At 56.3% G+C, this 18,871-nt stretch carries 18 protein-coding genes and 1 pseudogene; 5 read left to right on the top strand and 14 right to left on the bottom strand.

The genetic code is table 11. The annotated features are described in order from the left end of the window. From AB4Z52_RS23650 to AB4Z52_RS23670, 5 genes and pseudogenes are all read left to right on the top strand, one after another. The coding region (locus AB4Z52_RS23650; RefSeq protein WP_442220343.1) for a zinc-binding dehydrogenase at positions 1 to 534 on the top strand (534 nt) is incomplete at its 5' end. Positions 535 to 564: 30 nt separating this feature from the next. Beyond that, positions 565 to 726, top strand: a pseudogene (locus tag AB4Z52_RS23655) (4-aminobutyrate--2-oxoglutarate transaminase); the annotation flags it as partial. A 1-nt stretch (position 727) separates the two neighbouring features. Next, positions 728 to 2,206, top strand: a complete 1,479-nt coding sequence (locus tag AB4Z52_RS23660; RefSeq protein WP_442220344.1) for an NAD-dependent succinate-semialdehyde dehydrogenase — start codon at positions 728 to 730, stop codon at positions 2,204 to 2,206. 114 nt (positions 2,207 to 2,320) lie between these two features. Continuing rightward, entirely contained in the window at positions 2,321 to 2,695 is a 375-nt protein-coding gene (locus AB4Z52_RS23665) for a transporter substrate-binding domain-containing protein (RefSeq protein WP_442220345.1), read from the top strand. Between the two features lie 162 nt (positions 2,696 to 2,857). After that, positions 2,858 to 3,130: a hypothetical protein gene (locus AB4Z52_RS23670; protein ID WP_442220346.1), complete on the top strand. Its 273-nt coding sequence runs from the start codon at positions 2,858 to 2,860 to the stop codon at positions 3,128 to 3,130. Here AB4Z52_RS23670 and AB4Z52_RS23675 read toward each other — a convergent pair. From AB4Z52_RS23675 to AB4Z52_RS23740, 14 genes are all read right to left on the bottom strand, one after another. Next, entirely contained in the window at positions 3,112 to 3,615 is a 504-nt protein-coding gene (locus tag AB4Z52_RS23675; protein WP_442220347.1) for a thioesterase family protein, read from the bottom strand. The genes AB4Z52_RS23670 and AB4Z52_RS23675 overlap by 19 nt on opposite strands. Continuing rightward, positions 3,612 to 4,190, bottom strand: a complete 579-nt coding sequence (locus tag AB4Z52_RS23680) for an adenylate kinase (protein WP_442220348.1) — start codon at positions 4,188 to 4,190, stop codon at positions 3,612 to 3,614. The genes AB4Z52_RS23675 and AB4Z52_RS23680 overlap by 4 nt, the downstream gene beginning before the upstream one ends. A 35-nt stretch (positions 4,191 to 4,225) precedes the next feature. Further along, positions 4,226 to 4,810: a dimethylsulfonioproprionate lyase family protein gene (locus AB4Z52_RS23685; RefSeq protein WP_442220420.1), complete on the bottom strand. Its 585-nt coding sequence runs from the start codon at positions 4,808 to 4,810 to the stop codon at positions 4,226 to 4,228. Positions 4,811 to 4,940: 130 nt separating this feature from the next. Continuing rightward, the gene (locus AB4Z52_RS23690; RefSeq protein ID WP_442220349.1) at positions 4,941 to 5,885 is read right to left on the bottom strand and encodes an electron transfer flavoprotein subunit alpha/FixB family protein; all 945 of its coding nucleotides are present in this window, start codon (positions 5,883 to 5,885) and stop codon (positions 4,941 to 4,943) included. Positions 5,886 to 5,908: 23 nt separating this feature from the next. Next, positions 5,909 to 6,658: an electron transfer flavoprotein subunit beta/FixA family protein gene (locus AB4Z52_RS23695; RefSeq protein WP_442220350.1), complete on the bottom strand. Its 750-nt coding sequence runs from the start codon at positions 6,656 to 6,658 to the stop codon at positions 5,909 to 5,911. A 288-nt stretch (positions 6,659 to 6,946) separates the two neighbouring features. Beyond that, positions 6,947 to 7,294, bottom strand: a complete 348-nt coding sequence (locus tag AB4Z52_RS23700) for a TOBE domain-containing protein (RefSeq protein ID WP_442220351.1) — start codon at positions 7,292 to 7,294, stop codon at positions 6,947 to 6,949. Between the two features lie 105 nt (positions 7,295 to 7,399). Beyond that, positions 7,400 to 8,824 carry an aldehyde dehydrogenase family protein gene (locus tag AB4Z52_RS23705; protein WP_442220352.1) on the bottom strand — a complete coding sequence of 475 codons (1,425 nt, stop codon included), beginning with the start codon at positions 8,822 to 8,824 and terminating at the stop codon, positions 7,400 to 7,402. Positions 8,825 to 8,970: 146 nt separating this feature from the next. After that, entirely contained in the window at positions 8,971 to 11,301 is a 2,331-nt protein-coding gene (locus tag AB4Z52_RS23710) for a molybdopterin-dependent oxidoreductase (protein ID WP_442220353.1), read from the bottom strand. Positions 11,302 to 11,494: 193 nt separating this feature from the next. Then, positions 11,495 to 12,907 carry an FAD-binding oxidoreductase gene (locus AB4Z52_RS23715; protein WP_442220354.1) on the bottom strand — a complete coding sequence of 471 codons (1,413 nt, stop codon included), beginning with the start codon at positions 12,905 to 12,907 and terminating at the stop codon, positions 11,495 to 11,497. A gap of 45 nt (positions 12,908 to 12,952) precedes the next feature. After that, positions 12,953 to 14,083: an alcohol dehydrogenase family protein gene (locus AB4Z52_RS23720; RefSeq protein ID WP_442220355.1), complete on the bottom strand. Its 1,131-nt coding sequence runs from the start codon at positions 14,081 to 14,083 to the stop codon at positions 12,953 to 12,955. Between the two features lie 69 nt (positions 14,084 to 14,152). Beyond that, entirely contained in the window at positions 14,153 to 14,599 is a 447-nt protein-coding gene (locus AB4Z52_RS23725; RefSeq protein WP_442220356.1) for a GMC oxidoreductase, read from the bottom strand. 322 nt (positions 14,600 to 14,921) lie between these two features. After that, positions 14,922 to 16,082 carry an MFS transporter gene (locus AB4Z52_RS23730; RefSeq protein WP_442220357.1) on the bottom strand — a complete coding sequence of 387 codons (1,161 nt, stop codon included), beginning with the start codon at positions 16,080 to 16,082 and terminating at the stop codon, positions 14,922 to 14,924. Between the two features lie 219 nt (positions 16,083 to 16,301). Further along, complete coding sequence (locus tag AB4Z52_RS23735; protein WP_442220358.1) at positions 16,302 to 17,555, bottom strand: mandelate racemase/muconate lactonizing enzyme family protein; 1,254 nt, start codon at positions 17,553 to 17,555, stop codon at positions 16,302 to 16,304. Positions 17,556 to 17,709: 154 nt separating this feature from the next. Then, a complete protein-coding gene (locus tag AB4Z52_RS23740) occupies positions 17,710 to 18,327 on the bottom strand; it encodes a TetR/AcrR family transcriptional regulator (protein WP_442220359.1) in 618 nt (205 codons plus the stop codon). Positions 18,328 to 18,871: the final 544 nt, after the last annotated feature.

Here is an 18,871-nt window from a genome sequence, read left to right on the forward strand (position 1 = left end):
TCAGGGGCTGCAGCTTGCCGGCTGCAGCTTGCCGGCGCCGACATGATCATCGGCGTCGATCTCAACAACGACAAGAAGGCCTGGGGCGAGCGCTTCGGCATGACGCATTTCGTCAACCCGAAGGAAGTCGGCGACGACATCGTTGCCTATCTCGTCAACATGACCAAGCGCGGTGCCGATCAGATCGGCGGGGCTGACTATACCTTCGACTGCACTGGCAACACCAAGGTGATGCGCCAGGCGCTGGAAGCCTCGCATCGCGGCTGGGGCAAGTCCGTCGTCATCGGCGTTGCCGGCGCCGGCCAGGAGATTTCGACCCGCCCGTTCCAGCTCGTCACCGGCCGCAGCTGGATGGGCACCGCCTTTGGCGGCGCACGCGGCCGCACCGACGTGCCGAAGATCGTCGACTGGTACATGGAAGGCAAGATCCAGATCGACCCGATGATCACGCATACGATGCCGCTGGAGGACATCAACAAGGGGTTCGAACTGATGCATTCGGGCAAAAGCATCCGCGGCGTCGTGGTCTATTGATCCGATGAAGACGATATCGACAGAGAAATCGTTCGGCAAAAGGCGCTCGACAATGGGCTCATCCTTTTGACTTGCGGGGTCTACGGGAACGTAATTCGATTCCTGGCACCAATCACCATCCAGGATGACGTATTCGCGGAAGCGCTCGACATCTTGGAAAAAACAATTCGCAAAACTGAACAGGAGGGCTGATATGTCGATCTCGGAAAACTTGGCGTCGAAACTCAAAGACCCAACCCTAGCAGTGGACAAAGCCCTTATCGCGGGCGAATGGATCGGCACCGCCGATAGCGGCAAAACATTTGACGTGACCAATCCTTCAACGGGGGAAGTCCTCGCGACACTTCCTGACATGAACCGCGACGAAGCCAAACGGGCAATTGATGCTGCCTACATAGCGCAGAGGTCCTGGGCGAAGAAGACCGGGAAGGAGCGCGCCGCGGTCCTCAGGAAACTTTTCGATCTGATGGTCCAGAACGCCGACGACCTTGGAACTATTCTTACACTCGAAATGGGCAAGCCATTTGCTGAGGCACGCGGGGAAATCCTCTACGGAGCGTCATACGTCGAGTGGTTTGGCGAAGAGGCAAAGCGTCTCTACGGCGACATGATCCCTGGCCACCTCCCCGACAAGCGGATTATGGTCATCAAGCAACCGGTCGGTGTTGTCGCGGCCATCACGCCGTGGAACTTCCCCAATGCCATGCTCGCCCGGAAAATGGCCCCGGCGATTGCCGCCGGCTGCGCGATGATATCCAAACCTGCCCGGGAGACGCCGCTATCCGCGCTTGCGCTTGGCGTACTTGCAGATCGTGCCGGAGTCCCTGCCGGCATCTTCAACGTTATTCCGTCGAAAGATTCTCCTGCAATGGGCCTTGAGTTCACCGAGAACCCCAAGGTCCGCAAGCTCACGTTCACCGGCTCAACCGAAGTCGGCCGAATTCTCGCCCGACAAGGTGCGGAGCAAATCCTGAAACTCGGCCTCGAACTGGGCGGAAACGCACCGTTCATCGTATTTGATGACGCGGACATCGATGCCGCCGTCGAGGGTGCCATGGTGTCCAAGTACCGAAACAACGGGCAGACATGTGTGTGTGCCAACCGCCTTTACATTCAGTCCCGCGTGTATGAAAGCTTCGCGAGAAAGCTTGCTGAACGCGTTTCCGCCATGATAGTCGGTGACGGTCTCGAGGAGGGTGTCAACGCTGGCCCGTTGATCGACAAAAAGGCGCTAGCCAAGGTCGAAGAGCATATCGAGGACGCGCTTTCAAAAGGAGCGAAGGTCGCGGTAGGTGGTAAAGCCCATGAAAAGGGTGGCCTTTTCTTCCAGCCAACCGTTCTCACCGGGGTCACGAGCGATATGAAGGTTGCACGTGAAGAGACTTTTGGTCCCGTTGCACCGCTTTTCAAATTCGAAACGGAAGAGGAAGTCATTGCGCTGGCGAACAATACGGAGTTCGGCTTAGCGTCCTACTTTTACTCCAAGGACGTCTCGAAGATTTTCCGTGTCGCCGAAGAACTCGAGTACGGAATGGTCGGCATCAACACGGGACTGATATCAACAGAAGTCGCGCCATTCGGCGGCATCAAGCAATCCGGGCAAGGCCGCGAAGGTTCGAAGTACGGCCTCGATGATTACACCGAGATTAAGTACCTCTGCCTGAGCATTTGACACCGTCAGGGTATGGACCGGGCAAACTCAAGCAGGGCCCTTCACGCTTATCAGGTCCAACGGACGCAAGAGGAAGTCGCTCTCTTGCGTCCTTCGCCGCAAGCGGCTTCCCAAATGTACAAGACTGCGGGGGGTCGCGAGGTCTGCGCTTGCTTGAAGCCTTCCGCGCTTCTCACCGACACCCACGGCATAGATGGGTCGACCCAAACTTCAACGACATCCGCACCATCTGTCTCTCCGGAGTGCGTTTATGATTCTCTTCAGGCCAGAGTGCAAACCAAGCTGGTGCTCTTCTCTTCTACTCTGACAGACCTGCAGGCGAACAAATTCGACATTTCGCTTGGCGAATTTTACATCACGGACGAGCGGGTGAAGGTCGCCGACTTAGAGACGAGCTGGGCGACCGTCGCCACCTTCCTGGTCAGGAAAGATTCCGGTTTTATGCCCGCGAGACTCGCGGACGCGTGTGTTGATACCGTCGCGGGATAACGGGGTCGCTCGACCTCGCGGTACTCGAAAAGGCCAAGGGTTATTGCAAAGGAGCGGACATCAAAGTCCAGGCTTTTCCAAGCAACAGCACCGCGATGCTTGCCGCTCGTCAGCGGACGCATCGACGCTGTATGCGCCGACCGCGGGCTCGCAGACGACGCCATGAAGGAAAACCAGAAAATCGCCGTGAGAAGTCGCCTCGGCGGTCCGTGCGCCATCGCAATCGCACGCACCGAGAACTCCCAAGCGATGCTCGCAGCCACAAAGGCCGCGGTCGATCACCTGATCAAATTTGAATGGCCGACGGTGTCGTTTTACCTATTCGAGTTCACGGAGCGGGTCAGAACTCTCGAACTGCAATGCCCTGATGTACAGCGAAGGCTCATCGGCTTGAGTGACATCACATCCGCGCTGATTCACAAAGTAATCCGATGATGAGTAATCATCTTACTGAGGACCGAGCCAGTACCCTCCGGAAGCGGAAATGCTTTCTGCAGCACGAAAAGTCGCTCGATCTCTGCGAGGATTAGTGCCGGTGCTGCCACGGCCGACGACCTCGCGACGTGAATCGACAGATGTTCACCAGTAGCGAGCAGTGTGTCGGTTTTATCGAAAAGGCGGTGGTACAAATGCAGGCGCCTTTCATCGAAGCCAAGTATTTCCGTTTCGGTCCAGAGGGCGGTTCCGACCTTGGCTTCGGCACGATGGCGGATGTGTGTTTCCAACGTGAAAAACGCGCCCTCGCCGGCATTGTTGAAGTCAACGCCAATCTTGCCATACAGCGCATCCGAACTCTCACCGAACACTTGGAGATAGCGATGTTCGGTCATATGTCCATTATAATCTAGCCATTCTGGCAGAACTTTGCCGCGCCACAGCCGCAGTTGTCCCTCGGAAGATGTGGTCCGGTCGATCTTCATTGAAGCGCCTCTAAGATATCAGCTGTCACCCGGTCAGCGTCCCGCATTCCATCGACAGTGACTAATCTGTTTTGATTGTAGTAGAAGTTAGAAAGGGCCAAGGTGCTCTCGCGATATGCCATCAGACGCTTGCGCATGGCTTCCGGGTTGTCGTCCGCGCGGGGTGTTTCACCGTTGCGCTGGGCCTCATCCGCCCGCTTGGTGATGCGGTCCAAGAGCAGATCCTCATCGACTAGCAGCTCGACCACAGCGGTCAGTCGGAGGCGCTCGTCTCCTAACAGGTCATCGAGCGCCACCGCCTGTGCGATCGTGCGCGGAAATCCGTCCATGATGAAACCCGTTCTTGCATCCGGCTCTCTAAGCCGTTCCCTTATGCAACCAACGACAATATCGTCACCGACCAGGCCCCCGGCGTCCATCACGCCTTGGGCGGCTCTGCCGACATCCGAGCCAGTTTTAACCGCTGCGCGCAACATATCGCCCGTGGAGAGCTGCGGTATATGAAACTCCCGCATGAGGCGTTGGCTCTGAGTGCCCTTACCAGCTCCCGGCGGTCCAAGGATGACTAAACGCATTGAATTCTCCAAAAAAGCTCGGTTTTGATTTCTTTTCAGGACGCGGGATGCTCGACATGACACCATAGTACGACCATCGGAGTTGCGGTGCATCTCATGGCGCATTGTTGACCTGCACCATTGAACAGGACGTCACCAGGGTCTGCGGCCGCCCAATGACCATCGCCAAACAGAAACTCCCCTAGGGACAGTGGTAGAAAAACCCGGGAGTGAAATTGGCGGTGGTCTGGAAAGCGGGTGTAAGGGCTCAAAACCGTCAAGCCAATTCTGAGGTCGGTCCGGTGCTCAAGTCCGCCAGGCCCCACCAGAAGGGCGTGGATATGGTGCTGTCGGAAATTGATGCTGCAATAGGGGCCTTCATCTCCTGCGAACCATTCCAACTGGTGGAACATTTCGAGAAGCGGGGACACGAGCGCCCTGCATCCAGGTGCGACAGCTGAAACAGCCTCAAGTTCACGACGTGAAAGCTCAACAAGGGGATGCGAATGCGCGGATCCGGCGGCAGGATCGGTAAGTATCGGACCCGCTCGCTGGAGCATATCCATGATTTTGCCGGCGGTAAATTTCGCCATCAACGGAACGTGCGCCGCGAAGAGCAGGTTTCCAACAGCGCCGAGCACCTGTGTCAAAGGTTTCGGTCGGCCGGCACTTCTTGTACGCAACGGCGAAAGACTCGGAGCGTCTCGCGCTCCGAGTAGGAGGTCGCCGTTTCGTTTATGCGACGAACTGCGCTGCGCTGACATATGCTGCCTACAAAGCCTGTTCGAGTTCTGGCAGTATTTCGAATAGATCCCCCACAAGGCCGTAATCCGCGACCTGGAAAATCGGGGCTTCCTCGTCCTTGTTGATCGCTACGATCACCTTTGAGTCTTTCATGCCAGCGAGATGCTGAATGGCTCCAGAAATACCGACGGCAACATAAAGCTGCGGTGCTACGATCTTGCCTGTTTGCCCCACCTGCCAGTCGTTCGGAGCGTAACCTGCGTCGACCGCCGCTCGTGAGGCGCCAACAGCTGCACCGAGCTTGTCGGCGATAGGCAGGATTACATCTTTGAACTTCTCGGCAGAGCCGAGCGCCCGCCCGCCGGCAATGACTATCTTCGCGGAGTTGAGGTCAGGTCGCTCAGTAGCAGTGACGGAAAGCGAGACTTCCTTCGAAAGCTCCAACGAAAGGGCTGCCGTCGAGATGGGCTCGACGGCAGCAGCTGGGCCTTGGGAGGCCGGGGAAAAGGAGGCCGTGCGCACGGTGATCACCCGCTTGGCGTCGGTCGACTGCACCGTCTGGATGGCGTTGCCGGCATAGATCGGGCGCTTGAAGGTGTCTGCCGACACGACCTCGATGATTTCCGAGACCTGGGCAACGTCGAGCAGCGCTGCGACGCGCGGCATGACGTTCTTGCCAACCGAGGTAGCAGCCGTGATGATGGTGTCGTAGGCGCCGGCAAGCGACACGATCAGGTCGGCCAAAGGCTCGGCGAGATTGTTGGCAAGGTCGTCGCTTTCAGCAAGCAGCACCTTGGAAACGCCCAAAAGCTTGGCGGCAGCATCGGCAGCAGGCTTTGCGCCCTTGCCGGCCACCAGCACATGCACATCGCTTCCTGTTTCTTTGGCGATCTTGGCGGCAGCGCTCAATGTCTTGGCGGTCTGGTCGGAAAGGCTTTGATTGTCGTGGTCAGCCAGAAGAAGAATGGCCATGGTTCTGTTCTTCCTTTCCTAAATTAAAGCACGCCGGCTTCGTTTTTCAGCTTGTCGACAAGCTCGGCCACCGACTTGACCTTGACGCCGGCCTTGCGGCCGCCGGGCTCTTCAGTCTTCAGCACCTTCAAGCGCGGGGTCGTCGTCACGCCAAGATCGGCCGGCGACTTCTTGTCGAGCGGCTTCTTCTTCGCCTTTATGATGTTCGGCAGCGAAGCGTAGCGCGGCTCGTTGAGGCGCAGGTCGGTGGTGACCACTGCCGGCAACTTGATCTCGATGGTCTGCAGGCCGCCATCGACCTCGCGGGTCACTTTGGCTTTGCCGTCGCCGATTTCGATCTTCGAGGCGAAGGTCGCCTGGGCGACGCCCATCAGGGCTGCGAGCATCTGGCCGGTCTGGTTGCTGTCGTCGTCGATTGCCTGCTTGCCGACGATGATCAGGCCCGGCTGCTCGGCTTCTGCGACGGCTTTGAGGATCTTGGCAACCGTCAGCGGCTCAATCGCGTCGTCGGTCTCGACCAGGATGGCGCGGTCCGCACCCATGGCAAGCGCCGTGCGCAGCGTTTCTTCCGCCTTGGCGGGGCCGACCGAAACGACGACGACTTCCTCCGCCTTGCCGGCTTCCTTCAGCCTTAGCGCTTCCTCGACCGAGATCTCGTCGAACGGGTTCATCGACATCTTGACATTGGCAAGCTCGACGCCACTGCCATCCGGCTTGACGCGGATCTTGACGTTGTAATCAACAACCCGCTTCACTGGTACGAGAATTTTCATATCTGTCTCCACTGGCATTCGACCGGTCCCGGTCCGCGAGCAAAGGCAGCCACAACCGCCGCTCAGGTACGCAGTAGTACAAACACATTCCAGTTAGTACAATATCTAATTCGCATGATCCGGAAAAATGTGGGGCCGCGTTGCCCCGACGAAAAGAAGCCCACGCACCATTGTTGGGCGCGTGAGCGGACGTGTGTTGAATTCACAGGGTTTGGCAGGATTCAATGACGGTCAACCCAAAGGGAGGGCAGGCGGTCCGCCTATTCACTAAGCTGCCTCCCCTCCCGTTTAATGACCCAAGACCCGGGCGTCCCTTCCTTGCCAAGCCATCCAGATTTTCTCGCCTGTTTTCAGCTCCACTGCCGCAGATGAATTGGCGGACTTCAGAGCGGCCACAAGACTTGCTTGTCCCGGAAGCCGGACGAGCACGTTCTCGCTTTGGCCGTGATAGTTTATCTCCTCGACGGTTCCTTCAAAGCAGTTTTCGTGGTCCGCCAACCTGGAGTTCGAAAGGCGGATCCACTCGAGGCGGATCGAATATGTGACCGGACAAACCGCTTCAATATTTCCGACGAGTTCGCCAAGTTGAGCAGCCCCGATACGGTTACCCTTCGCCGTTTGACAGCTAGCATTCATGCGCCAGCGAATGGCTCCTTCGACGCCCCGACTATTGAAGGGGCGGCGTCCGGGTCATGCAGCCCTTTCTTTTGCTTTCAGCCCTCTCTTGTCTGCGCAATCAAGTCAGCCGTGGCCGACCACGGCCTTGATTTCCAAGAATTCCGTGAAGCCATGTTCACCGCATTCACGACCGTTGCCAGACTGGCGATAGCCGCCGAATGGAGCCTTAGGATCGAAATCCGGCGAGTTGACGTACACGGATCCTGCGCGCAGCTCGCGCGACAACTGGCGAACCTTGTCCATGTCCTTGCCCGTGATGTGAGCAGCCAGGCCGTAGACCGTGTCGTTTGCCATGCGTGCGGCGTCCTCGAGGTCGCCGTATGCGCTGATGGTGAGGACCGGGCCGAAGATTTCTTCCCTGTAGATCGTCATGTCCGATTTGACGTCAGAGAAGATGGTCGGCTTAACGAAGTATCCGGCATCGATGCCCTCCGGCCGCCCCACGCCACCTGCAGCCAGTTTCGCGCCCTGGTCGATACCCGATTGGATATAGGCCTGAATACTTTTGAACTGGCCCGCGTTCATGACTGGGCCGAGCGTCGTGTCGGGATCGCTAGGTGGTCCCGACACGTACGCGTTTGCGACCTTCGCTGCGATACTGGTTGCTTCATCGAGGCGATCGCGTGGCACCAGCAGGCGCGTGCCAGCGTCGCACGCCTGACCGTTGAGAAGGAAGCAATTCACAACGGCGCTTTCGATAGCTGTCTCGAAGTCTGCATCGTCGAGGAGAATGTTCGCGGACTTTCCTCCGAGCTCATTGACAACACGCTTGATTGTGTCGGCAGCCGACTTTGCAATCTGAATGCCCGCGCGCGTCGATCCAGTGAAGGATACCATGTCTATGTCAGGATGCTGGGAAATGGCTTCGCCCACCACGCGTCCATCACCGTTCACAAGGTTGAACACACCAGCGGGTACACCAGCCTCATGAAGGATCTCGGCAACGATCAGGCCGTCCAGGGGCGTTAGCTGGCTCGGCTTAAGAATCATCGTACATCCAGTTGCGAGAGCCGGAAGGATCTTCGTGAAAATCTGACCGATGGGAAAATTCCAAGGAGTGATCATGCCCACAACGCCAATCGGCTCCTTGTAGACCGTCGTCGTTCCGAGCTTTTCCGAAAACGCGTATTTCCGGAGGATCTCGATGGTCTCCAAGGTGTGAAGCTTACACCAATCCAGGAGAAATCCGGAGCTTACCGAAATGGGCATACCCACTTCCAGGGTCACGGTTTTCGAGATATCGGCTTCCCGCTTGATAAAGGCTTCATAGATTTTCTGGAGGAGTTCGATACGCTCCTCGATCGTCGTTTTCGAATAGGTTGCGAACGCGCGGCGAGCCGCTTTGACAGCACTATCGATGTCTGCGGCGTTACCCATTGCCACCGTGGCGTAAACTTTTTCGGTCGAAGGGTCGATGAGATCGCTGGTGATCTTGGAAGCTGGTTCCACCCACTTGCCATCGATGTAGAATTTGTTCGCGTTTTCCATGTTTCTCCTCTTTCCAACACCCACCGACGATCACGGACCGCAACCCGGCGCAATATTCAAAGCGCGACCGGAATCGCGCACATACTGTCACGTACTTATATATCCTATTGAGTAGGATGTCTATGTCGATTGGACGATGAGACTGATCAATTCTGGCCTACGATTTCTGGAAGATCGAAGGCGGTAACCTCTGGGGGATCACCTACAAACGCTTCAACCTGGACAAGACAGGATTGCGCCACCGTGGCCTGCGAAAGCTTCGAAGCAGGCGCGTCGATCGTCACCGCATTCGGATTTCCATGTTTCTCGAGGATATTGCCCGGCGTCCATTCCGTGGGATCAAACCACGCTCCCGTTGCAATCACCGTAACCCCCTGAAGAAGGCCTTCCGTGATCTGTGCGGATGCGAGACACGCTCCCCGGTCGTTATATACCCTGACGATATCTCCTTCCCTTATGCCGCGAATGCTCGCGTCATCGGGGTTCAGAAGAACCGGCTCCCTTCCCTTTACCTTTCCCGTCCGGCTGTGAGGAGAATGATCCAACTGGCTGTGAAGCCGGCGGCTTGGCTCCTGGCTCAGCAGATGCAGCGGAAAGCGGTCAGCCTTCTTGGATCCCAGCCATTCCAGTGGCTCCAGCCACGTGGCTTGCCCAGGACAGTCGTCGTACCCGAAACCAGCAATCTTCTCGGAATAAAGTTCGATACGACCCGATGGCGTCTTGAGCGGATGCCGCTCTGGATCGCGCCTGAAGCGCTCAAGCATAATTGTCGGTTTGTTCAGCGATGAAAATTCTAGTCGTCCTGCCTTCCAAAATTCCGAGAACGTCGGAAGAGGTATCACCGAACTGTTTCTCTGTCGGAACTCCTCATACATGTATTCAAGCCATGCCTCGGCGCTGCGTCCTTCTGTGAAATCTTCACCCTTGCCCATCGCTCCGGCTAGGCCAGCGAAAATATCGAAGTCGCTTTTCGCCTCGGCATTCGGTTTGCGTAGCATTCGCATTGCGACGAGTTGTCCTTCACGCGAAGCAAATCCGATGTCGTTTCGTTCAAGCGTCATGCTCGCCGGGAGAACGATATCGGCGGCCTTCGCGCTACTGGTCCAAAATTGCTCGTGAATTATAATCGTTTCCGGCTTCCGCCAAGCGAGGATGAAGCGGTTAAGGTCCTGGTGGTGATGATATGGGTTTCCGCCCGCCCAGTAGACAAGCCGAATGTCGGGATACTCGAAGGTGCCGCCATCGTAGTCATATCGAGCGCCGGGGTTCAAAAGCGCGTCGCCGATACGTGCAACGGGGATGAACTTGTCAACCGCATTCGATCCTTGCGACAATCTCGGCCCCGAAATCCGGAGTTCGCTGGAGCCCACCGAATTCAACGTGCCGTACCCGATACCAAAGCCACCACCAGGCTCGCCAATCTGGCCGAGATGTGAAGCAAGTGTCACCACACCCCAGTAGGCTTGTTCGCCATGGCTCTGGCGCTGGAGCGACCAGGATGCGTTAATCATAGTCTTCGATCGAGCCATGTCGCGGGCGAGTTTGACAATCCTCTCAACGGGCACACCCGTAATAGAAGATGCCCATTGCGGGGTCTTCGCCCGGCCATCCGTGTCTCCAAGCACATATTCGCGAACTCGCTCGCCTCCCACGCAGTAGCGGGCCAGAAACTCCCGATCCTGCAGATCCTCGGAGATCAACACGTAGACCAGCGCGAGCATTAAAGCGACGTCGCTGTTCGGACGGATCGGTATCCATTCCGCGGAGCCATCGATATCCTGCCTAAGAGGTGAGATATTGACGAAACGGACGCCTCTCGCCCTCATCAGGTCGAGGGCTTCGCGCACCCTGTGCCGGCCGGGGCCGCCAGCCGTCATTTGCGTGTTGCGAAGAGGGATACCGCCGAAGGCGACAAACAGTTCATTGCTTGCAGCAAGCGTGCTCCAGTCTGTATGCTGCTCTAGCAACTGTTCCATAGGAGCGGCTATGTGCGGCATGATAACCGAGCCCGCACCAAAGCTGTAAGAATCCCTCCCCTTCACGTACCCGCCGATGACGTTCAGGAAGCGATGGATCTGGCTCTGTGCATGATGGAATCTACCAGCGCTTCCCCAGCCGTAGGAGCCACCGAAAATGGATCCATTGCCGTGGACCGTCGTGACACGGGCTAGCTCGCTAGCCACGAGGTCAAAAGCTTCGTCCCATGGAACTTCGACAAATCGATCGCTCCCACGACGCTCCCGCCGTGCACCAGCACCCTCGCGCAGCCAACTTTCCCGGAAAGACGGTCGACACACACGGAGGGATTGTACTTCCGGAGAGAGTTGGTCGAGTCCGATCGGGCTCGAATTTGTATCCCCTTCCCATGCATCGAGGCGGGGGGTGCCCGCAGCGTCGCGGACAATCCGATGCATTCCCCAGTGTCCCAATGCGAACTCAGACGCCTGCGCGTCTGAGTGTTGTTTTTCGTTAGACATAGGCGTTCCGAGTGTTAAGCGGCCTGCGATGCCGCATTGGTTATTCGTCGACGGTTGCAGCTTCCAATGGTTCAACGCCCCGTACAGTCGGGCGCAAAAGTGCTGAGTTACGAGATGGCCAAGGCGACTTTTTCACGTGCGCCAATGTCACCTCACAGCAGTCTTACTAGCAAATCGATTAAGCGAGACGGCCTTAGGGCGTAACTACCTTTCCAGGGTTCATGCTCCCAAGTGGATCGATTGCCATCTTGATCTTCTTCATCAGCGCGACCTTGCCAGGATCGCCGTACAGATCGAGAAGGTTGAGCTTCACTCTTCCGATGCCGTATTCCGCGCTGAACGAGCCGCCCATCTCGGCAGCAAGGCTGTAGATAAGGGGCGATACCGTCTCCTCAAACTTGGTCTTGAAGTCCGCCGGAATGGCATCCCCCGGGGGAACCACGTTGAAGTGTACATTCCCGTCACCGACATGGCCGTAAACAGACAGGATCGCATTGGGCGAGTTTGACTGCACAATTCCCGAGGCTTGCTTGATGAAAGCGGCCAGCCGGGACGTCCGAACTGAGACGTCGTGCTTCACGGACCCGCCGCTGAGAACCTCGCCTTCCGGAATATTCTCGCGCAGATGCCAGAAATGGTTTCTCTGTTCCTCATTTGCTGCGATCGCGCCGTCGGTGATCATCCCCTCGCCCATTGCCTCTTCCAGAAGTGCGTCAACCGCGCCCTGGAGGTCTAGTATGTGCGATGATGTCGCAGCTTCGAGGAGTACGTAGTGATCGCTCGTCTGCTCAAGAGGATGGCGAAGACTTGTGCGCCTCCCCAACAGGAGATTGAGCGAGCTGTTCGAAATGTACTCAAATGATGTTACCGCATCCCCGGTGAATCGCTGCGCGCGATCCAAAAGCGTAGATAGCTCTGCTATGTCGCTAATCGCGAGAAAAGCGGTTACGGTCGTTCTTGGCTTTCGAGCAAGTTTAAGAGAGGCCGCGGTAATGATACCGAGTGTCCCCTCTCCGCCGATGAACAGCTGCTTGACGTCATAGCCGGAATTGTTCTTCCGGAGTGGGTTGAGATCGGTCAGAAGGCTGCCGTCCGGCAGTACCACCTCGAGGCCGAGAACGAGTTCTCGCGCCATGCCATACTTGACGACATTGATGCCCCCGGCATTCGTCGAGACATTCCCACCGATCTGGCATGATTGCTGCGATCCGAGGCTGAGAGGCAACATCAAATCGCAGTTACCCGCCACTTCGTGGAGATCGCTGAGAATGCAACCCGCGTCCACGGTCATCGACAGGTTGCCGACATCAATCTCCCGTACGTTATTGAGCTTTTCGAGACTGATGACCAATTCTGTGCCATCGCTGTTAGGCGTCGCCGCCGTGCAGTAGCTGGTGTTGCCACCTTGGGGAACGATCGGCACACCCTTTGCCGCGAGTGTCCGCACCACGAGCTGCACCTCTGCAACTGTCCGAGGGCGTATCACGGCTGCGGCCCGTCCTATATATAAGTGGCGGAAATCCGCAATGTATCTGCTAACGATATCCTGATCGCAGACTACGATTTCGGCTGGCAGGCTGGAGAGGGCATTCTCGGCAGCGGTCATCAGGTTCTCTGTTTCGCTTAGTTGACTGAAGCGGACCCGCCATCATCATGGAACGATAACGAGCTTTCCGACATGGTTACGTTTGACCAACTCCGTCTGACCGAGCGGCAGGTCCTTCAAGTCGTAAATCTTTTCGATGAGAGGCTTTAGTCGGCCGGAAGCCACATGGTCGATCACCGATTTGAACGTCTCCGGAGTCGGACATGTAATGCCGAACAATTCCAGGTCCTTGTAGATCAGATCCCTGAGATCGATCGGCTGAACCGGTCCTGCAATTGCGCCCGCAGTCGAATAGCGACCGCCGCGGCGCAGCAGCTTAAGGCTTTCCGTGAAGAACGGACCGCCCACGACATCGGCTACGACATCGACTGCCCTCTCCCCGACGATCGCTTCGATCGCTGCGCGAACATCGCTGGTTTCCCGGGCAACGAAATGATGTGCTCCAAGAGCCCTAAGACGTGCTTCCTTGGCCCGACCGGCGATAGCGATCACGGTCGCACCTCGGATCAGAGACAGTTGAACCAGGGCAGTGCCCACGCCGCCGGCGGCACCCGTAATGACGACTGTTTCGCCCTTGCCTAGCCGCGCGCGCACAAGCATTTCTTCGGCGGTGTCGTAAGAGGTCGGGAAGGTGGCAAGCTCCGCATCGGAGAGTTCTGATTCGATGGTGTAGGCGTTTTCTGCTGGGACGACCGCATATTCCGCAAAGCCACCGTCTCGTTCGCCGCCCAGATAGGCGACCAACTGCGCGCGCTCCGGCAGCGAAAGGTCTCGCACCTGCGGGTCAACGATCACGCGCTGCCCGATCCTAGAACTGTCCACCGAGCCACCGACCGCCGCGATCGTACCGACAATCGCGGCTCCTTGAATCCGCGGGAAGACAATCGTTTCCTCCTTCCAGGTCCCAGCGGTTTCGGCATCCGTCTTCCTGGAACCGACAGCGCCTTTGATGCCGACCTCTTCTGAGAGGCCTTCATTCACGTCACGGTCGTACCAGCGAGTTCTTAGATTGATATCGGTGTTGTTCATACCGCAGGCACCAACTCGAACAAGAACTTCGCTGTCGGACGGTTGTGGAACACTTACATCGTCCCGGTATTCAAGTTTATCGATCCCACCGAAACCGGTCAGAAGGACCGCGCGCATTTTATCCGGGATGTTTTGTCTGCTGCCCATACTAAGTCTCCTGAAAACACAGCCCGCCCCCATGGGCGGCTGACTAGAATTGCCTTACTAGAACACGTGTTATTGTTGGTTTGTTTGCCAATTCGGATTTACCCAATACGGCTCGTTCGATGGATTCAGTTGACGGCGTCCAAGGCGGCAATTAGCCGCGCATTCGCCGATCATCATTGCGGCCGCGTTCAAGTTGGAGGTCACGACAACGGGTATGATCGAAGCGTCGGCGACCCGCAGCCCTTCCACACCTCTCATCTTCAAATCTGGACCGACGACCGCGTCGGGATTGTCCCGCCGTCCCATTGCGCACGTGCTCGATATACGGAACGCCGTGGTGAGCAACACCGTCTTGGATGCATCTTCGCTCAACCCTGCAACAAGCGCACAGCCTGCCGACCCGCCTCCGACTACGATGAAATCGAGCTCCCCTTGCATGGTCTGCCTGCCTCCGTCATGAAATCCGCGATTGAACGGTTCGACTTCAACCCTTGTAAAGGCAGAAGAGAAACTCATCGGTATTTATTTAGTCTACTTGGTATATACGGCATGCGCGCCTCAATCAATGCACGTCTGACGAAACACCGAGAAATTAAGTTCTCAGCCCTCGGAGGCGTTCCGATCGCTGGCGAAAGAGTTCGACCGTCGCTAGCAACGCAATGGAAACCAGAGCCAGGGTGGTTGCCGTGAAAGGAGAGCTGGGGCCCTGGGGCCTCGACATCGAGATTTGCCAGGCTCCCCAAGAAGCCATAGAAAAGAGAGGCGGTGTAGCCATCATTAGCAACAATGCGCAGCTTCAGGCTCTACTGAGGACGCCTGGATGACAAGACGTTGTGTTTCAACAGCCAATAGCCTCTTGCGATCGTTGAATTTTAAGGGCTTTTACACAGAATAGAGCTACGCAAACAATTGGCAGGCATATGAAATACGCGTTTCGTATCCCGAAGCCTTGAGCAATGAACCCGAGCAATGGGGGCCCGAGGAAAAATACGATGAATGAGGTCTGGCCGAGTGCGGCAACATTCTCATGAGCTCGGCGATCCGTCCTTGCCATCGCCGCCGAAATCGCCAGCGGATAAACTGCGCTACAACCCGCACCCAAGCAGGCGAATCCAACAAGCGCCACCTGCGGGATCTGAGCCAGCCACAAGACCATCAACCCTGCGCCGGCAAGCAAGATCAAAGACATGGCGATGCGGACAGGTCCATATCTGTCCACTAGAGGGTCCGCGGAAAGTCGCGCGACGGCCATGAAGAGCGCGAACAGGGTAAGTCCCAACCCTCCAATCAATGGTTCGACGGCGAAGACATCGCGCATGTAGATTGCAGACCAATCAATGCCAGCACCTTCCACCAATAAGGCGGCAATTCCAATCGCGCAGAGAGGGAGCATTCCTAGAGTTGGAACAGCAATCCCGTGTGACTTGCCTTCGACTGACCGCTCCTGAGGGGGGCTTCCCTCCATATTCCAGATCGCGATGATCCCGACGACCAAGGCGACCGCCAAGCTCGCTGCTAGGTGAACGTGTATTGAAATACCAGCTTGCCGAATTGGAGAAGAGATTAGGGCTGTGACGAAGAACCCGACACTCCAAAACCCATGAGCGCGATTCATCACGCCCCGACCGAGCTTCGATTGAATTCTGTCTATTTCGACATTGAGATTGATTTCAAGCGCCCCGGCCAACAGCCCCTCTAAAAACAAGAGCAGAAAAACCAACTGTGCGTTGGGCATCCAGGGAACGAAGACCAAAACTGTCGGGATGCCGAGGATCGTTGCAAAAGCGCTAGTGCGCGCTCCCATCCTGGCAACCACCGAAGAACCGAAAGTGAGAGAAACGAGCGCTCCGATGGCCGCTCCTATCAAAGTCAGCCCGAGCTCGGATTTATCTATCTGAAGTGATTGTTGGAGATCGGGAATACGGGCAAAGAATGCACCCAGGGTCACCGCAAACAGGAAGAAGCAGATATAAATGCGATGGTGCGGACCCAAGATCATTTCGTTGCCTTTCGATCGACAGATCTGCCGACTATCGCAGGGAAGGTATCCTGGCTTCAGTTTCACAATCCCAGCTTCTGATGTGGAGACTGGACGGAAGCGCGTTATCGCTTGGTACCGTCATACCCGTACGGTGTAGCCAGCTAAAGCCAAGGATTGGATGGACGACGAGCGCAGATTCTTCCGCGCTCGTCCACTGTAGTCGTGGCAACTGTAATGTTAGTTGAAGACTGCGAACGGCTCTCCGAGAACGTCGAGGTCCGGCTCGACGCCAAGGCCCGGCAGGTTAGGCGGAGGCATATGGCCGTTCACACTGCGCGCGCCGCGACCTGGTGCTGTGTCGACGGTCACATAATCCTGGCAGCTCCAGGTTCCGACAAATCGATTGGCCGGCACCGTCTGACCGAAATGTGCACAAACGGTATCGTTTATTACCGTTCCAGCCATACACATCGTCAGCATCGAAATGTCGTAGTTTAACAGGAAGTCACGAATGGTGCGCGCTTTTGTCAGACCGCCTACGCGAGCAATCTTAATATTGACGATCTGGCAAGCCCGATCTTGCACGGCCCGAGCGAAGTCCTTCAACTCCACCAGGCACTCGTCCAAGCAGAGCGGTTGACGGGTCTGTTGGCGCACAATCAGGCATTGTTCATACGTTGCGCAGGGCTGTTCGAACGTCGTATCGAGATCCGCGGTTGCGTTCATCACTCGAATTGCTTCCCAAGGGCTCCAGCCGCAGTTCGCATCAAAGATCATGATTTCGTTTGGCCGCCTCCTTTCCGAGAACCGCTGTACGACCTCGATATCAGTCTCTACACCCTGGCCTACCTTGACGGAGAAACGCGTCGCACCACGCTGCCTATAGATCTCCATCTCCTGTAGCATTGCATCGGGAGTGGCGTGATGAATTGCGGCGGAGACAGGGACAGAGTTGCCGTCTTCCTTGCCGCCCAGAAGTTCGTAGATGGGACGTCCAGCAGCCTTTCCTACAATGTCCCAAAGAGCATAGTCGATACCGGCTTTCGCGTAGATGTGCCCCGTCAGGACAGCGTCCATCAGGCGGTTCAATTGCTCCGGACGGCGAGGATCTTCGCCAATCAGCTGCGGTGCGATTTCTGCGATAGCGGTTCGAACGCCACCGGGGAACGCAGGCAGGTAAGAAGAGCCCCACGGGCAAACCTCGCCCCAGCCGGTAATTCCTTCATCAGTGTCAATCCGGACAAATGTGGAGAGAAACCTCTCGAATTTGCGGCCGCGAGACAGGTGTTGCACTGCCACCAGCGGAAGTTCGAGTTCGTAAAGCCCAATCGAAGTAATTTTCATCGTTCTTCCTCTATCAGAGACGCTCGCACGAATGTCGCCGAGACCTCTCGGGTGGACTTGCCGCGAGGGATAACTTCGCCTTTCGAATCCCCCTTTCGGGGCATCCGTACGGATGAAAATATTTACATACCGATGCGTTTTCGTCAACACATGAAGCCTACCGTCACTTCGGGCGGCAAGTACTCCATTGTCTGCGATGCCGTGTCGGCTAAGAGGGAAAATAGAACAGAATCTCGCGATACGCAGACATCGCCCAGAGGCGATGACGCGTTAACGTGTACATACTGTTCTGAACTCAGGGTTAGGCGACCACGCCCTCAATAAGTTGCTTTGAGTACTCCCGGGCGATCTGCTCTGCAGAATAACTTCCATTTGGCTTAAACCAAGTATAGAGCCAATTGCAGGCTCCAATCACGCAAGAAACGGCAATAACCGGAGGGGTGTCGCGGAAATCTCCAGCTCTGACACCCTCTTGATAAAGTTCCTGAATGCGTTTGTTGTACCGACGCCGGTTAGCATCGACTATCTTACGCTGCTCTTCGGTGAGTTCGTTCTCATCTCTATTGTAAATCGTAGCCCATTCACGGCGAGACAGAACATTCATGCAGTGCATTCTCACGATAGCTTCAAGAATCTCTGTGTGAGAACCACCCCCCTTAAAAACGCCGTCGAGACCGCGCGCATAGGCGGTGTCGATCTCCTCGAATATTCTCCAAAGAATCTCGTTCTTATTCGCCATATAGTAGTAGACGATAGACTTGGTATACCCAATTTCCGAGCTGATATCGTCCACTGTGACGGCACGGAACCCTCGTTCTGCGATCAGCTTAGCAGCCGCGGCAAGAATCTCCTCTTGGATGAGAGCTGTTTTCTGCTCGCGAATCTTGCCGCGAATACTTTGCTTGCCATCGTCTGTCACTGGACGCTTACCCCGAAATTCGCCGTTGCTTAGGGTTCGATACCCCGCAAAACCCTGCGAAGCAATACCCTCTTCTCTTGTAGCGGGTCGCACATCTTATGCGCGAATGGCAGTTGCCTCAGACGTGATACCCGAAATTCTGTCATCGCTTCCCTCGATCCCTCGACGAACACCTATAGTGCCGAAAAGATACTGATAGGTATACGTCCAACTAACAGGAATATTTTCTGCGGAGAATGTGCTGAAGACCAGAGGGAAATTTACAGTGCTGAAAAGGGGTCAAGTTCGTCAACACATTTGGCTCCCTCACCTATGACGTTGCCTCCAAGTTTATCCAATTTGAGTTCGCTCCAGCGGTTTTTTGGTTACCGCATTTGTGATGGTAGCGACGGGTTGCGGTGCGGAGCCATTTCTGACCGCCCTTACCCCGCAGACGGTTTTCTTTTTTCCGGAACACTAAGTTATCGGCTTGACACTAAAGTAGCAAACCTATGAGTATCATTTCATGCTTTCCGGTATCCAGAATTTTCCGGCTGCGGACTTG

This window comes from Rhizobium sp. 2YAF20, from assembly GCF_052114685.1.
Classification (GTDB): Bacteria; Pseudomonadota; Alphaproteobacteria; order Rhizobiales; family Rhizobiaceae; genus Rhizobium.

Excerpts from the sequence above, each read along its gene's own strand:
- AB4Z52_RS23660 (WP_442220344.1), top strand. The coding sequence starts at position 728 with ATGTCGATCTCGGAAAACTTGGCGTCGAAACTCAAAGACCCAACCCTA.
- AB4Z52_RS23665 (WP_442220345.1), top strand. The coding sequence starts at position 2,321 with ATGTACAAGACTGCGGGGGGTCGCGAGGTCTGCGCTTGCTTGAAGCCT.
- AB4Z52_RS23670 (WP_442220346.1), top strand. The coding sequence starts at position 2,858 with ATGAAGGAAAACCAGAAAATCGCCGTGAGAAGTCGCCTCGGCGGTCCG.
- AB4Z52_RS23675 (WP_442220347.1), bottom strand. The coding sequence starts at position 3,615 with ATGAAGATCGACCGGACCACATCTTCCGAGGGACAACTGCGGCTGTGG.
- AB4Z52_RS23680 (WP_442220348.1), bottom strand. The coding sequence starts at position 4,190 with ATGCGTTTAGTCATCCTTGGACCGCCGGGAGCTGGTAAGGGCACTCAG.
- AB4Z52_RS23690 (WP_442220349.1), bottom strand. The coding sequence starts at position 5,885 with ATGGCCATTCTTCTTCTGGCTGACCACGACAATCAAAGCCTTTCCGAC.
- AB4Z52_RS23695 (WP_442220350.1), bottom strand. The coding sequence starts at position 6,658 with ATGAAAATTCTCGTACCAGTGAAGCGGGTTGTTGATTACAACGTCAAG.
- AB4Z52_RS23700 (WP_442220351.1), bottom strand. The coding sequence starts at position 7,294 with ATGAATGCTAGCTGTCAAACGGCGAAGGGTAACCGTATCGGGGCTGCT.
- AB4Z52_RS23705 (WP_442220352.1), bottom strand. The coding sequence starts at position 8,824 with ATGGAAAACGCGAACAAATTCTACATCGATGGCAAGTGGGTGGAACCA.
- AB4Z52_RS23710 (WP_442220353.1), bottom strand. The coding sequence starts at position 11,301 with ATGTCTAACGAAAAACAACACTCAGACGCGCAGGCGTCTGAGTTCGCA.
- AB4Z52_RS23715 (WP_442220354.1), bottom strand. The coding sequence starts at position 12,907 with ATGACCGCTGCCGAGAATGCCCTCTCCAGCCTGCCAGCCGAAATCGTA.
- AB4Z52_RS23720 (WP_442220355.1), bottom strand. The coding sequence starts at position 14,083 with ATGGGCAGCAGACAAAACATCCCGGATAAAATGCGCGCGGTCCTTCTG.
- AB4Z52_RS23725 (WP_442220356.1), bottom strand. The coding sequence starts at position 14,599 with ATGAGTTTCTCTTCTGCCTTTACAAGGGTTGAAGTCGAACCGTTCAAT.
- AB4Z52_RS23730 (WP_442220357.1), bottom strand. The coding sequence starts at position 16,082 with ATGATCTTGGGTCCGCACCATCGCATTTATATCTGCTTCTTCCTGTTT.